Below are 12,946 nucleotides of genomic sequence, written 5' to 3' on the forward strand. Positions count from 1 at the left end.
GCTTATGCTCGCCTGACGGGTGCCGCCGCAAGCCGGTGCACCACAAGCCTTTGTTAACCTTAATAATGTGTAGTCAAGCTGTCGTGGTGTCGTAACCGAAAGCTTGGTCCCGTGAACGCAACCGGTCAGTCAGCAGTCTTCGGCAGGCGCAAGGAGCCCCATACGGTCATCATCGCCCGGGGCAACGAGATCAGGCACTTCACGATCCGTCCCTGGCTCGCGGCCTTTGTCGGCTCGGCACTGGCCGCCATTGCCATCGGCTACCTCATGGCCACCTCTTATCTCGTGCTGCGTGACGATTTGATCGGCGCCACCACGGCGCGGCAGGCACGCATGCAGCAAGCCTATGAAGATCGCATTTCCGCGCTTCGCGCCCAGGTCGACCGCATCACCAGCCGCCAGTTGCTCGACCAACAACTGATGGAAACCAAGGTCAGCGAACTGCTGGAACGGCAGAGCCAGTTGAGCCAGCGCCACGGTCGGCTTGGCCCGCTGCTCGAACGTGCGGAGAACGAAGTCGGCGCGGCGCCAGCCGAAGATCCGGCAGCGGTGGGCAAACCGGACAAACGCGCCGAAGTGACCGGCAGCATCAAGGAGCCAGCGCAGAACTATGCGGTCGCCAGCCTTAGCGCCGACCTCGGCGCCGGCGACACCAGGCCGTTTTCGCTATGGTCGACCCGCTCCGATCCGCTGCCCAACGATTCCGCCGCCGATCGTGCCGACAAATTGTTCGTGTCGATCAACCAGTCGCTGAAATCCATCGAGAATGACCAACTGACCCGCATCAGCACGCTTGCCGACAACGCGTATAAGAGCGCCGACGCGATCACACAGGCGCTTCAGGCAGCAGGACTGCCGGTCGACAGCGATTTCGGCAAGGGCGATAGCGATGTCGGCGGACCGCTGATCCCGCTCGACTCCTCGATGAAGTTCGACAGCAAGGTCAAGGAATTGGACGAAGCGCTTGACGCGCTCGACCATCTCAAGAGGGAAGCGCGCCGGCTGCCGCTCACCAACCCGGCCCCCGGTCATTCCGTCACCAGCCCGTTCGGCGTGCGCACCGATCCCCTCCTCGGCACCGCCGCGCTGCATTCCGGCATGGATTTCAGGGCGCCGATCGGCATGGCCGCCAAGGTCACGGCGCCCGGAATCGTCACCAAAGCGGGCTGGAACGGCGGCTATGGCCGCATGGTGGAAGTCGACCACGGCAATGGTTTTGCGACGCGCTACGGGCATCTCAGCGAGATCGACGTGACCGTGGGCGAGAAACTGGATGCCGGCGCCGTCATCGGCAAGACCGGCAGCAGCGGCCGCTCGACCGGCCCGCATCTGCATTACGAAGTCCGCCACAATGGCGAAGCGATCGATCCCTTGCGCTTCCTCACCGTCGGCAGGAAGGTCGCACAGTACCTCTAAGGCGCGCAGGCCGGGAGCTGAATCCCGCTCTCAGGCAATCGAGCCGTTCGGGCAACCTCCATCTCGCCAGACGTCATTCCTTCTTCGGAATCTTGTCGCCGTTCGGGGATTTCCCCTTGCGGGGCGGGCGCAGATTGTCGAAGCCCATAATACTGGTCGGCATCCAAACGCGTTCCACCTCAGCCTCAAATGGCACCAGCGTCGATATGCCCTGCATGCTCATCGCCATCTTTGCCGCTTAGCTCTTTTGCGGGAGCGTGGACCGTTCCGGCCGATGCATGCCGGCAAGCAGCCATTTGATGCGCCCCGTGATGGTGCGCCGCTTTAGCTTTGTCACCTTTGAAAAGTACTCTTCAGGGTGAACGCGATCAAGGAACGCAGGGGCGACCGGGACGAGACCATGATTTCTTGCGGTCTCGTCGTCAGCCAAAAAGATCAGGTTTTGCCGGTAATAAACGGGGATTGACGTGTCAGTCCAAATCACCGGCCGGATTATGTCGTAGGCTTTGAAGCCATATGTTTCGAAGGCATTTGCCCAATGGCTTTGCCATTGTTCGTTGATGTGGTGCATGCCGCCCTGAAACGGAATAGCGGCAGAAAACAGCACTGCCGGCGCGCTGCGGCACAGCCACTCGACGGCTCTGAGAGACGCCGGGCCAGAGATATGCTCCAGCACTTCTGCCGAAATCGCCAGATCGAATCGGCCAAGGTCGGGCAACTCTTCTTCAAAATTCGCTTCGGTGAATTCGTGTGGGGCGATGAGCCTCTGCTCTGCGGGCACCCAAGGTCCGTCGATACCTCTTATTTTCTGCACGCCCAGGTGTTTTGACGCGGCGAGCCACGATCCCGTAGCTGTTCCAAAGTCGACAACGGATTCCGGCCGCAGTAGGCTAATCAAAGGGCGCAGGACCGTTTCAGCAATACCAACCTCCCGGCTGCGAGATTCAAAGAATGCCGGTCCGTACTCCTTGCTTAAGTCTTTGCCCACAAAACTTCCCCCTCCAAAAACTGGCCCTGTACCAGAATTCGAGTGCGCGAGCGACAGTAAAGATCAAGCCCCTCAGAGTTTCGCACTGCCTTCCTCGCTTGTGGGTCGACTGGTTCACTCACCCTTGGCGCGGTTCGACATGGTGGCAATCGGCCTACGACGACGCGTGAGCAGGTCCTGAACCGGGTGTGCGGTCCACGGCCTTCTCTGGATTTGGATTCGCCCCATCAATTTATTTTTGAATTCCATTTGACTGAATAAATAGCAGGTGCGAAGCTAATCTCTCCTAAGGGCGCGCAAATCATGGCACTGCGGGGGACCAATCAGGAGTTCGGGCGGCCGTACAACCGGCGGATCGTGCTTGAGTCCATCCGCCTGCATGGGCCGATCGCCCGCGGCGAGATCGCCCGGCGCGTCGGGCTCACCGTCCAGACCGTATCGACCATCGTTCGCGAGTTGGAAGAGCAAGGCTATATCCTGTCGCTGCGCGAAGAGCCTAAGGGGCGCGGCCTGCCCCCGGCGACCCTGCGCATCAATCCCGAGGGCGGCTATGCCGTCGGCGTTCACATTACCCCGCTTGGTATCAGTGCAGCCTTGATCAATCTGAGCGGCGACGTGATCGAGAGCACCTACCGCGAGGCGCCGAACGCGACGCCGGACCATGCCTTCGATTTAATCGGAGCGATGGTGATCGAATTGACCCGACTGCGGGCTGGAGGGCGCGTGTTGGGCGTGGGATTGGCCCTGCCCGGGCCATTCGATGTCGAATCCATGAGTTTCGTCGGCCCAACCACTATGACCGGTTGGAAGGGCGTGGCACTTGGCGAGCGATTGGCGACTTCCACCGGGCTGCCGGCCTTCTTTGAAACCGACATGGCGGCTGCAGCCATGGGCGAGCGCCTCTATGGCCTCGGCGCCCAGTTTTCCGAATACTACTATCTCTATTTCGGCGTTGGCCTTGGCGGGGTCATGGTTCATGACGGCTCCGCGTTGCGCGGCGCCTGGGGAAATGCCGGCGAGATCGGGCACATTCCGGTCGTTCCCGGTGGCGACGCTTGCCCGTGCGGAAACCGAGGCTGTCTCGAACGCTACCTGTCACTCGAAGCGCGGGGGCGTTGGACGGGCGGCGAGGCCGAATGGGTGGCCGAAGTCGCACCGATCTTTCACAATGCCGTTGCCACCATCGAGAACCTGTTCGACCCTGAAACGGTCATCCTCGGCGGGCTGGCATCCACCGATCTGCTCGAACGGCTTGCTGGTTCGACTGTCGGCCTGCACAACTCCGTTTCGGCACGGCAGGACCGCACGACACCTCGAATCCTCGTCGCGCGCGGCGGCCAACATTCGGTGTTGCGCGGCGCTGCCGCCCTTGCGGTTTCCGGCGTGCTGTCGCCTCGCTTCGGCCAGATGTTCGCTGCCGAACGTGAACGCGAGCGCGACCTTCTCAAAGGCAGGGAGATTGCGGCATGAACGAACCCTTGCTGGTGCTCGACAACGTCACCAAGAATTATGGCGCCATCGAAGCGCTCAAGGGGATCAGCTTCTCGATCGGCAAGGGCGAAGTCGTGGCGCTGCTGGGCGACAACGGCGCCGGCAAATCGACACTGGTCAAGATCATCGCTGGCGGGCTGGAGCCGACCTCGGGCCGCATGCTGTTCGAAGGCAAGGAGTTCCTTGCCCGAACACCCGCCGAGGCCAAGGCGGCGGGCATCGAGACCGTCTATCAGGACCTGTCGCTGTGCACCAACGTCGACGTGGTCGCCAATTTCTTCATGGGCCGCGAAATCACCAGGAAGGTTTTTGGCATTCCCGTGCTCGATGAGCGCGCCATGGAAGCCGTCGTCGGAAAGGCGCTGGCCAGTGCCGGCACCCGTATTCCGTCGCTGCGCACCAATGTCGAGCACCTTTCGGGGGGTCAGCGGCAAGCCATCGAACTCAACCGCTTCGTGCACTGGGGCGGCAAGCTGGTGCTGCTCGACGAACCGTTCGCAGCCCTTGGTGTCGAGCAGACGCGGCGCGGTCTCGACATGATCCGCCAGGTGGCCAACCAGGGCATCGGCGTCGTCATCATCACTCACATTATGCAACAGGCCTTCCAGGTCGCCGATCGGATCGTTGTGATCCGGCAAGGCGTCGTGGCGGGCGACGTCGCACGCAATAAAACAAGTCCCGACGCGGTGATCAACATGATCACCGGGGAGACGCTTGCCGGTGCCGGACCGGCGGGCTGAGGGACAAAAAGAGGGGTCCGGCTTAAGAGGAGCGAACGACATGAAGCGAATACTTCTTGCTGTCTTCGGTATCCTGGCATTGGCCTTTGCCACGCTCACGCCGGCATTCGCGCAGTCCAAGGGTATCGTCTACTATCTGGTGCCGACACTGCTGGACGAGTTCCAGACCGGCTCGGTGAGCGCTCTGGAGCTGTTCCTGAAGCAGACCGGCTATGAGATGAAGACGCTGAACGCCGACAACAAGACCGACGCTCAGCAATCGCAGATGAACGACGTCATCGCGCTGAAGCCGGCGGCCATCATTCTGGCGGCCGTCGATTTCAATGCGCTGAAACCGTCCGTCGAGGCCGCCCGTGCGGCCGGCATCCCCGTGGTCGAGTTCGACCGCCAGATCACCGCTACGCCCTCCGACTTCACCTCTGTCGCCGGAACGGTCGAGATCGGCTACGTCGCCGCCGACCAGGCCGAGAAACTGCTGAAAGCCAAGAACGGCTCGGTGAAGGGCAAGGTGCTGCAGGTGCTCGGCGATCCGGGTGACCCTTATACGCTCGACATCCAGAAGGGCTTTGAGGAGAAGATGAAGGCGTTCCCGGACGTCAAGATCATCTCGCTTCCGGCCATGCAGTGGGCGGCGGATGCAGCCGGGACTATCGTCAACGACCAGATCCTTGCAAACCCCGACATAGACCTCATCTTCAGTCATGCCGCGCACCTGTCGGTCGCTGCCGTCGCCTCGCTCGAGGCCGCCGGCAAGAAGCCGGGTGACGTCATGCTGATGAGCTCGAACGGCGCGCCGGTCGGACTCGACCTGATCCGCAAAGGCTGGCTCAACGTCGAAGTCGAGCAGCCGCTTTACGCGCAGGCCGCGGCTGTCGCCATGTTCATGGACAAGATCGTCAAAAAGGAAGAGATCAAGCCCGGCGAATACGACGTGCTCGGCCTGAAATCGACCGTGACCAAGGAAGCCTGGGGCCCGAACATCAAGATCCCCGGCGCCGCGATTACCAAGGAAAATGTCGACAACCCGGCCTTCTGGGGCAACCAGAAGCCGCCGACGGACACCATCAAGTCCGTCGAATAGTCATCTGAAAGCGCTCCGGGCCGTACGGCCCGGAGCCTGCCCTTTCACAACGCCGCGTCCGAAAGGCCGCCGTGGCGAATTTGACTCCGCGCCTGAAACCGACGAAATCGAATTGATTTCGCGGGGCATGCGCCAACCGGATCATCCTATGAACCCGCGCACACGCAAAGCCCTGGAGTTCGTTCTCGATAACCTTGTCTGGTTCATGCTGCTGTTCGTGCTGGTGGTCTTCTCCATCTTTGTCCCGAACTACTTCCAGCTCGGCATCTTCGCCAACATCATCGAGGCTTCGAGCGTGCTCGGCGTCATGTCGATCGGCCTGGCGCTGGTCATCATCGCCGGTCACATGGACCTGTCGGTCGAATCCGTGGCCGCGCTCAGCGCCATGGCGGTCGGCATCCTGTTCTGCTCGTCGGGCATCGGCATGGGCGTGAAATTGCATCCGGAATGGCTGATGGTTCCGGTTTCGCTGCTCGTTGCGTTGGCCGTCGGCGGCATCATCGGCGCCTTCAACGGCTACCTCGTGGTCAAGGTGAAGATGAGCGCCTTCATTATCACACTGGCCTCCTACATTTGGGTGCGCGGCCTGGTGCTGGTCATTTCGGGCGGCCGCTCGGCACAGGATCTCGCGCCGGCCATCCGCTGGTTCGGTATCCAGCGCCTGATCGGCCTGCCGCTGACCGCCTGGATCGCTGTCGCCTGTTTCGTCGTCTTTTCGCTGATCATGGCCAAGACGCCGTTTGGTCGGCATCTCGTGATGATCGGCGGCAACGAGACCGCGACCTTCCGCGCCGGCATCCGCGTCAACCGCAATCTCGTCATCGCTTTCGTACTCGCCGGCGCCATCGCCGGGCTTGCCGGCTGGCTGCTGGCGATCCGCACCTCGGGCGCCACCGCCAATCTCGGCGTCGGCCTGCTGTTCAATGCTTTCGCCGCCGTCGTGATCGGCGGCGTCAGCCTGAAAGGCGGCGTCGGCACCCTGCCCGGCGTCTATGCCGGCGTGCTTTTGCTCTCGGCCATCAATACGGCAATTAATTTGATGGGCCTGCCGGCCAATTTCACCCAGGTCATCCATGGCCTGCTGGTGCTGGCCGCCGTGCTGCTCGACGCTTTCAAGCAAACCATTCGCCAGAGGCTGGCATGACCGAAAGACTTAAGGACAAGGTGGCGCTGATCATCGGCAGCGCCCGCGGCATCGGCAAGGGCATCGCACGGCGCTTCGCCGAAGAAGGTGCGCGGCTGGTCCTCGCCGACACCGAGGATGGAGCCGGACAAACGACCGCGGACGAGCTGGCCGTCCCGTTCATCCGCACCGACATCTCGCTGATGGCCGATGCCGAGGCAGCGGTGGCGCTGGCGCTCAAACAGCACGGCCGCCTCGACATCATCGTGCAGAATGCCGGGATCTATCCCTGGCAGTTGATCGAAAACACCAGTGCCGACGACTGGGACCGTGTCATGGCCGTCAATCTGCGCGGCACCTTCAATGCCAGCCGCGCCGCTTTGGTGCCGATGAAGGCGCAAGGTTTTGGCCGCATGCTCTACACCTCGTCCATCACCGGCCCACACGTCACCAGCCCTGGCCACGGCCACTATTCCGCCAGCAAGGCCGGCATCAATGGCTTCATCCGCGCTGCAGCGCTCGAATTCTCCGGCTACGGCATCACCGTCAACGGCGTCGAACCAGGCAACATCCTGACCGAAGCGATCGAGCTGCATCGCGGCGCGGCCTACATCAAGAACATGGAGGACTCCATTCCGCTCGGCCGCCTTGGCAGCCCGCGCGACGTCGCCAACGCCTTCCTGTTCCTCGCTTCCGACGACGCCAGCTACATCACCGGCACGACCATTGTTGTCGACGGCGGACAGTTGTTGCCCGAGGGCAATGATTTCAGGCTTTTGCCGCCTTGAGCATTGCGCAAGCGTTGGCGAGTGCATCAGCCTCGCACTTCGGCAACGGCTTGACCGCTTGCAGACGGCGCGGCGAACCTCGGCAGCGACCGCCGGGCAATTGGCTGTGTTCGGCTTCTCAGGAGCCTTAGCTTCCCGACCGAAGCGCAGAGAACGCGTGATGATCACTGCGCGCGGCAATTCGCGGAACAATCGACCGTGCCATCGGTTCTTCTCCAGGAAGGAGTTCAGCCATGAGCAAGAAACCCCCACCGGTCCCAGCCGAAAATCGGAGTCCCAAGGGTGTCGGCGAACGCAAGTCGATTCGGCTCGATGAGGCGAGCAAACGCCAGGCTCCCAACCCCGAGAAGCAGGGCCAGCAAGGCAATATCAACGTCAACACCACCCATCAGATCAATCAGCAAGATCGCTGAGGTGTGAAAGATGTCCACGTCCAAGAAAACGCCTGCGAGCATCCGGCAGGGTGGCCCTGGCGCTTCACACGAAAATGCCAAGGCTCCGCTCAAGATCAACAAACCGCCCGCGGATTCCGACCAGCGCAAGCGCAGCAAGATTTCTGGAGGCGGCGGCGAGCGTGACAGCCACCATACGCATGATGCAGAAATGAAAGGTAGCGGCACCAGGCCAGCGCACCAACCATAATTCGGCTGAGCAGAAATCGAAGGATGGGAGCCGTGAATGGCATCTCCGTACGGGGCCGCCAGCTCACCGTGCTACCAACTCATGAAATTGCTCGCGGACGCCGGGCCTGTCCTTAGCCACCATAAGTGCCAGTCCGCGGGCGTCAAAAATCTCGAACCATTCTTCCCATTCAACCTGTTCCGGTCCACCCATGGTCGGTGGTCGATCCGCTCCTCGGTCCTGGTCCTGATAGGTGTGTTGGCCGAAGACGATGACAAGCGAGGGCTCATTTTGTTCGATAGAAGGTTCGGCCGGGAGAAGCGCGGGGAAGCCACCGCGTGCTGCTGCCCAATCCCGAATAGCCTCGTGGTCGACAAGGGTGACCATCCCTGTCGACATTGGCTCCGGCTCATTCGGCGCCTGCGACACCCGGTCTGACCATCCGCTCTTGCGCGCGGATTCCGTCTGCCTTGCGTTCAGCCCACGCTCGCGGATACGGCCATGTTCATCGCCATCTTTTGCCATGTGTCACTCCCGATATGCTCCTAGCAACAAACTGGGCCGGACAGGAAATGTTCCAACTACCCAGCGAGAGGTCCGCTGACGGTCGCGTCGTTGGACACTGTTCGGGAACACTCCTCGCCTTCGAGGGTTAGCTTGGCGACAGGATCACATCCGCCGCATCCCATGGGGTCGCTTCGAATACGAATTCAAGCATTATCCCAAGCCAAAAGAAGGAGTGTTCTGGAATGGGTGCCAGCGATATGAAAGCGCGACCGCTCGAGGTCAAGGCGATCACCGGAGTGATAGAGGAACTCGAAAGGCAGGCGGCCGAAAACCCGTCGAAACTCAAGGTTCGACGGGATGGCGATAAAATAGTCGTCGATGGCGAGATCGACGTCGACGCGCTGGTTATGGTGGTCGTCGGCTCCATGGCCGGAGGTCCGTAACATCGCATGAGCCAACGAACCACCGGCGCCTGGTGCGCAGCCGTTGATGTTCCGCCGCTCCCAAAGGTTCGACTGCCCGATGTGAAACGACGAACAGCGCAGCGCTTCATTGCGCCGGCGGCATTCCAGGCTGATCGCCACCCGTCGTGGTTGCGAGGGCGCGACTCCCAGGCGGTCGAGACCATTCGGCAGGCGCGCGAAGATAGGGTTTGCAGGTGGCGGCCGCGATCGCATGGCATGATTGTTTATCTCCAGGAACAAATCCCGGCGCCGCCACGTTGCACCTCATCACGTGTTGGACCAGCGAGGCAGTATCTTGGCGCCCAGGGCAAATTGGAAAGGTTTCCTGAAGGTAGGGGAGCTCAGCTGCCCGGTGGCGCTCTACACAGCCGCCTCGACCTCCGAGCGGATTGCCTTTCACACGGTAAACCGCGCGACCGGCCATAGGGTTCATCGCGAGTTCGTCGACAGCGAGACCGGTAAGCCGGTGGAGAAGGACGAGCAGGTCAAGGGTTATGAGACAGGTTCGGGCGAGTATGTCGTGGTCGAGCCCGACGAGGTCGCCGCCGCCGTCCCCGAAAGCGACAAGACACTGTCGGTCTCGGCCTTCGTCGGCTGCTCGGGCGTCGACGACGTGTATTTCGACAAACCCTACTACCTAGCTCCTTCGGACAAGCATGGCGAAGAGGCATTCACGCTCATCCGTGAAGGCATGCGTCGGAAGAAAGTCGCCGCCATCGCCCAAACGGTTCTGTTCCGGCGCGTCCGCACCTTGCTTATCCGCGTCTATGACGAGGGCCTGATCGGGACCACGCTCAATTTCGACTATGAAGTGCGCTCGGCGACCGACGCCTTCGAGGACGTACCCGACATCAAGGTCCAGGGCGAGATGCTCGATCTGGCCGAGCACATCATCAAAACCAAGCGAGGCAAGTTCGACCCGACCACATTCGACGACCGCTACGAGGCGGCGCTCGCCGAACTCGTCAAGGCGAAGCTTGAGGGCAGAAAGATCGAGCCGCGCAAGCAGCCGAAGCGCGAGAAGGTCGTCGACCTCATGGACGCGCTGCGCCAAAGTGCAGGCGTTGGCGACAAGGGGCCAACGGCGCGGAAAGGCGTTGCAAAATCCAAGGAACCGCAGCGCGCGAGGGCAAAGGAAACCGCACCGCGTCGAAAAGCCGGCTGACAGATGGCGCTCGAGACCTATCGCAGGAAGCGCAATTTCTCCATCACCCCGGAACCGCAGGGCCGCAAGGCGGCGAAGACCGGCAACAGCTTCGTCATCCAGAAACATGCCGCAACGCGGCTCCATTACGACTTCCGTCTCGAAATGGATGGCGTGCTGAAGAGCTGGGCGGTCACCAAGGGACCGAGCCTCGTCCCCGGCGAAAAGCGTCTTGCCGTGCACGTCGAGGATCATCCCCTGGACTATGGCGGCTTCGAAGGGACGATCCCGAAGGGCGAATATGGCGGCGGGGCCGTCCTCCTGTGGGACAAGGGCACCTGGACCCCGATCGGCGATGCCCGCCGTGGCTACGCCAAGGGCCAAATGGATTTCGAACTGCATGGCGAGAAACTTGGCGGCCGGTGGCACCTGGTGCGCATGGCCGGAAAGCCGCGGGAAGAACGTGAGAACTGGCTGCTGATCAAGGGCGACGACGACGCCGCGCGCGATAAGAGCGAGGCCGACATCCTGGACGAGCGTCCGGAATCGGTCCTGACCGGCCGCGAGATCGAAGATATCGCCGGCGAGGAGCCCGGCTGGTCATCGAGAACCGGCCGCATCCGAAAGACCCGTGGCCGGCACACAAAGGCCGCCCCGCTCCAAGAGCAGACCGCCCCTGTCGACGTGACGGACCCGTCCAGCATCAAGGGCGCCAGGAAGGCGGCGCTTCCGGATTTCGTCGAGCCGACGCTGGCGACGCTAGTTTCGACGGCGCCATCAGGTCAACGCTGGCTGCACGAGATCAAATTCGACGGTTACCGGCTGCAGGCCAGGATCGAAGCCGGCCGGGTGAAGCTGCTGACGCGCAGCGGCCTCGACTGGACGCAGAAGTTCGGCAAGGCGGTCGTTACGGCGCTGGCCGAACTCGCCGTCGGCACGGCACTGATCGACGGCGAACTCGTGGTTGAGACATCGGTCGGCGCATCCGACTTCGGCGCCCTGCAAGCCGATCTCAGCACCGGGCGCAACGATCGCTTTCGCTTCTACGTCTTCGACCTGCTGTATCTCGATGGATACGATCTGCGCGATGTCGCCTTGGCCGAACGCAAGGAGCTGTTGGGAAAGATCACAGCCGCCGGCCCAGAGCTCATCCGTTACAGCCAGCATTTCGAGGAGAACGGCGCGCTGGTGCTGCGGCATGCCTGCCGACTGAGCCTCGAAGGCGTCGTCTCCAAGCTTCGCGATGCGCCCTATCGCTCCGGCCGCGGCAGGAATTGGGTGAAATCGAAATGCTCCGCGCGGCAGGAATTCGTCGTGGCCGGCTATGTGCCGTCGACCACCTCGCGCAATGCCATCGGCTCGCTCGTGCTCGGCGTCCATGACCAAGGCAAGCTTCACCATGTCGGGCGCGTCGGCACTGGTTACACGGCCGCGGTCGCGCAGGACCTCTTCAAGACGCTCGAGCGCATGCGCGTTGCCTCGAGCCCGTTCGACGAGCGGCTCAGTGCGGAAGAGGCGCGGCAGGTCCGTTATGTCAGACCCGAACTCGTCGCCGAGATCGAGTTTCGCGCCTGGACCGCCGACGGCAATCTTCGCCATGCCTCATTTCGCGGACTGCGTGAAGACAAGCCCGCCAAAGAGATCGTCCGCGAGGCGACGAAGGTGAACAAGGAGACCGAACAGCCGCAGCGGCGGACCGTCAAGCTCACCCATCCCGATCGCCTCTACTGGCCCGACCAAGGCGTCACCAAGGAGGGCCTCGCCGACTACTATGCCGAAGTCTGGCGCTATGCGTCGCCCTATATGGTCGGGCGTGCGTTGGCACTGCTGCGCTGCCCCAACGGCATTTCAGGCGAGCAGTTCTTCCAGAAGCATGCCTGGAAGGGTCTCAATCCCAACATCGTGCTGGTCCAGGACCCCAGGGATCCGCCGGATGAGAAGCTGATCAGCATCAACGATCTCGACGGCTTGATGGGTCTCGTCCAGTCGGCGGCGCTGGAGATTCACCCCTGGGGGTCGATGGTGAGCGACTGGGAGCGTCCCGATACGATCATCATGGATCTCGACCCCGGCGAGGGCGTGAGCTGGGAGGCGATGACCGAAGCGGCTGTCGAGACACGCGAGCGGCTGCGGGAAGCAGGGCTTGTCCCATTCCTCAAGACCTCCGGCGGCAAGGGCCTGCATGTGGTAGCGCCGTTGAAGCCGCAAGCCGAATGGCCCGCCGTAAAAGCCTTCACCAAGGCAGTCGCGGACGCCATGGCCTCCGACAGCCCCAGCCGCTACGTCGCGACCATCACAAAGTCCAAGCGGCGCGGGAAAATCCTTATCGACTATCTGCGCAACCAGCGCGGTGCCACCGCGGTCGCTCCTTACTCGACAAGGGCACGGCCGGGAGCGGCGGTCTCGATGCCGTTGTCATGGGACGAACTCGGTCCCGGCGTCGGGCCGGCCTATTTCACAGTGGAAAACACCCCAATCCGGCTTGCCTCCCTGTCTTCTGATCCATGGCAAGATTTTCGCACAGCCGCGGTGCCAATCGAAGAGCGCCAGCGCAAGAAGGCGGCTTGAGGAGCATCAACGCAG

Annotated in this window: 14 protein-coding genes; 11 read left to right on the top strand and 3 right to left on the bottom strand. The window is 62.1% G+C overall.

What is annotated here, in order from left to right:
- Positions 1 to 111 precede the first annotated feature (111 nt).
- Positions 112 to 1,416 carry a M23 family metallopeptidase gene (locus NKI20_RS00085; RefSeq protein WP_352827205.1) on the top strand — a complete coding sequence of 435 codons (1,305 nt, stop codon included), beginning with the start codon at positions 112 to 114 and terminating at the stop codon, positions 1,414 to 1,416.
- A gap of 73 nt (positions 1,417 to 1,489) precedes the next feature.
- Here NKI20_RS00085 and NKI20_RS00090 read toward each other — a convergent pair whose 3' ends face one another.
- Both NKI20_RS00090 and NKI20_RS00095 read right to left on the bottom strand, forming a co-directional pair.
- Positions 1,490 to 1,645 carry a hypothetical protein gene (locus NKI20_RS00090; RefSeq protein WP_352827207.1) on the bottom strand — a complete coding sequence of 52 codons (156 nt, stop codon included), beginning with the start codon at positions 1,643 to 1,645 and terminating at the stop codon, positions 1,490 to 1,492.
- Positions 1,646 to 1,654: 9 nt separating this feature from the next.
- Positions 1,655 to 2,404: a methyltransferase domain-containing protein gene (locus tag NKI20_RS00095; RefSeq protein ID WP_352827210.1), complete on the bottom strand. Its 750-nt coding sequence runs from the start codon at positions 2,402 to 2,404 to the stop codon at positions 1,655 to 1,657.
- A 303-nt stretch (positions 2,405 to 2,707) separates the two neighbouring features.
- Between NKI20_RS00095 and NKI20_RS00100 the strand changes: the two genes are divergently transcribed.
- The 7 genes from NKI20_RS00100 to NKI20_RS00130 all read left to right on the top strand — a co-directional run bounded on the left by NKI20_RS00100 (position 2,708) and on the right by NKI20_RS00130 (position 8,269).
- A complete protein-coding gene (locus NKI20_RS00100) occupies positions 2,708 to 3,874 on the top strand; it encodes an ROK family transcriptional regulator (RefSeq protein ID WP_352827213.1) in 1,167 nt (388 codons plus the stop codon).
- Positions 3,871 to 4,635 carry an ATP-binding cassette domain-containing protein gene (locus NKI20_RS00105; RefSeq protein WP_352726547.1) on the top strand — a complete coding sequence of 255 codons (765 nt, stop codon included), beginning with the start codon at positions 3,871 to 3,873 and terminating at the stop codon, positions 4,633 to 4,635. The genes NKI20_RS00100 and NKI20_RS00105 overlap by 4 nt, the downstream gene beginning before the upstream one ends.
- A gap of 40 nt (positions 4,636 to 4,675) precedes the next feature.
- Positions 4,676 to 5,716, top strand: a complete 1,041-nt coding sequence (locus tag NKI20_RS00110) for a sugar ABC transporter substrate-binding protein (protein WP_352827216.1) — start codon at positions 4,676 to 4,678, stop codon at positions 5,714 to 5,716.
- 148 nt (positions 5,717 to 5,864) lie between these two features.
- Positions 5,865 to 6,860, top strand: coding sequence for an ABC transporter permease (locus NKI20_RS00115; RefSeq protein WP_352629239.1), 996 nt, complete (start codon positions 5,865 to 5,867; stop codon positions 6,858 to 6,860).
- Positions 6,857 to 7,627, top strand: coding sequence for an SDR family oxidoreductase (locus NKI20_RS00120; RefSeq protein ID WP_352827219.1), 771 nt, complete (start codon positions 6,857 to 6,859; stop codon positions 7,625 to 7,627). Before NKI20_RS00115 ends, NKI20_RS00120 begins: the two co-directional genes overlap by 4 nt.
- Positions 7,628 to 7,860: 233 nt before the next feature.
- Complete coding sequence (locus tag NKI20_RS00125; protein WP_352827221.1) at positions 7,861 to 8,040, top strand: hypothetical protein; 180 nt, start codon at positions 7,861 to 7,863, stop codon at positions 8,038 to 8,040.
- 10 nt (positions 8,041 to 8,050) lie between these two features.
- Positions 8,051 to 8,269, top strand: a complete 219-nt coding sequence (locus tag NKI20_RS00130) for a hypothetical protein (RefSeq protein ID WP_352827224.1) — start codon at positions 8,051 to 8,053, stop codon at positions 8,267 to 8,269.
- Between the two features lie 63 nt (positions 8,270 to 8,332).
- Here the strand turns inward: NKI20_RS00130 and NKI20_RS00135 are convergent, their stop codons facing one another.
- Positions 8,333 to 8,773, bottom strand: a complete 441-nt coding sequence (locus NKI20_RS00135; protein ID WP_352827226.1) for a hypothetical protein — start codon at positions 8,771 to 8,773, stop codon at positions 8,333 to 8,335.
- A 224-nt stretch (positions 8,774 to 8,997) separates the two neighbouring features.
- Between NKI20_RS00135 and NKI20_RS00140 the strand changes: the two genes are divergently transcribed.
- The 3 genes from NKI20_RS00140 (at position 8,998) to ligD (ending at position 12,931) form a co-directional block, all read left to right on the top strand.
- Positions 8,998 to 9,198 carry a hypothetical protein gene (locus NKI20_RS00140; RefSeq protein WP_352949259.1) on the top strand — a complete coding sequence of 67 codons (201 nt, stop codon included), beginning with the start codon at positions 8,998 to 9,000 and terminating at the stop codon, positions 9,196 to 9,198.
- A 316-nt stretch (positions 9,199 to 9,514) separates the two neighbouring features.
- The gene (gene ku, locus NKI20_RS00145) at positions 9,515 to 10,384 is read left to right on the top strand and encodes a non-homologous end joining protein Ku (protein ID WP_352827228.1); all 870 of its coding nucleotides are present in this window, start codon (positions 9,515 to 9,517) and stop codon (positions 10,382 to 10,384) included.
- 3 nt (positions 10,385 to 10,387) lie between these two features.
- Positions 10,388 to 12,931 (top strand): DNA ligase D, encoded by a 2,544-nt coding sequence (gene ligD, locus NKI20_RS00150; protein WP_352827230.1) that lies wholly within the window; start codon positions 10,388 to 10,390, stop codon positions 12,929 to 12,931.
- Positions 12,932 to 12,946: the final 15 nt, after the last annotated feature.

Origin of the sequence: Mesorhizobium sp. M0830 (assembly GCF_040319965.1) — a bacterium.
GTDB lineage: Bacteria > Pseudomonadota > Alphaproteobacteria > Rhizobiales > Rhizobiaceae > Mesorhizobium.

Bases quoted from the DNA above. Each gene is read 5' to 3' on its own strand.
- NKI20_RS00090 (WP_352827207.1), bottom strand. From the start codon at position 1,645: ATGGCGATGAGCATGCAGGGCATATCGACGCTGGTGCCATTTGAGGCT.
- NKI20_RS00100 (WP_352827213.1), top strand. From the start codon at position 2,708: ATGGCACTGCGGGGGACCAATCAGGAGTTCGGGCGGCCGTACAACCGG.
- NKI20_RS00105 (WP_352726547.1), top strand. From the start codon at position 3,871: ATGAACGAACCCTTGCTGGTGCTCGACAACGTCACCAAGAATTATGGC.
- NKI20_RS00110 (WP_352827216.1), top strand. From the start codon at position 4,676: ATGAAGCGAATACTTCTTGCTGTCTTCGGTATCCTGGCATTGGCCTTT.
- NKI20_RS00115 (WP_352629239.1), top strand. From the start codon at position 5,865: ATGAACCCGCGCACACGCAAAGCCCTGGAGTTCGTTCTCGATAACCTT.
- NKI20_RS00120 (WP_352827219.1), top strand. From the start codon at position 6,857: ATGACCGAAAGACTTAAGGACAAGGTGGCGCTGATCATCGGCAGCGCC.
- NKI20_RS00125 (WP_352827221.1), top strand. From the start codon at position 7,861: ATGAGCAAGAAACCCCCACCGGTCCCAGCCGAAAATCGGAGTCCCAAG.
- NKI20_RS00130 (WP_352827224.1), top strand. From the start codon at position 8,051: ATGTCCACGTCCAAGAAAACGCCTGCGAGCATCCGGCAGGGTGGCCCT.
- NKI20_RS00135 (WP_352827226.1), bottom strand. From the start codon at position 8,773: ATGGCAAAAGATGGCGATGAACATGGCCGTATCCGCGAGCGTGGGCTG.
- NKI20_RS00140 (WP_352949259.1), top strand. From the start codon at position 8,998: ATGGGTGCCAGCGATATGAAAGCGCGACCGCTCGAGGTCAAGGCGATC.
- ligD (WP_352827230.1), top strand. From the start codon at position 10,388: ATGGCGCTCGAGACCTATCGCAGGAAGCGCAATTTCTCCATCACCCCG.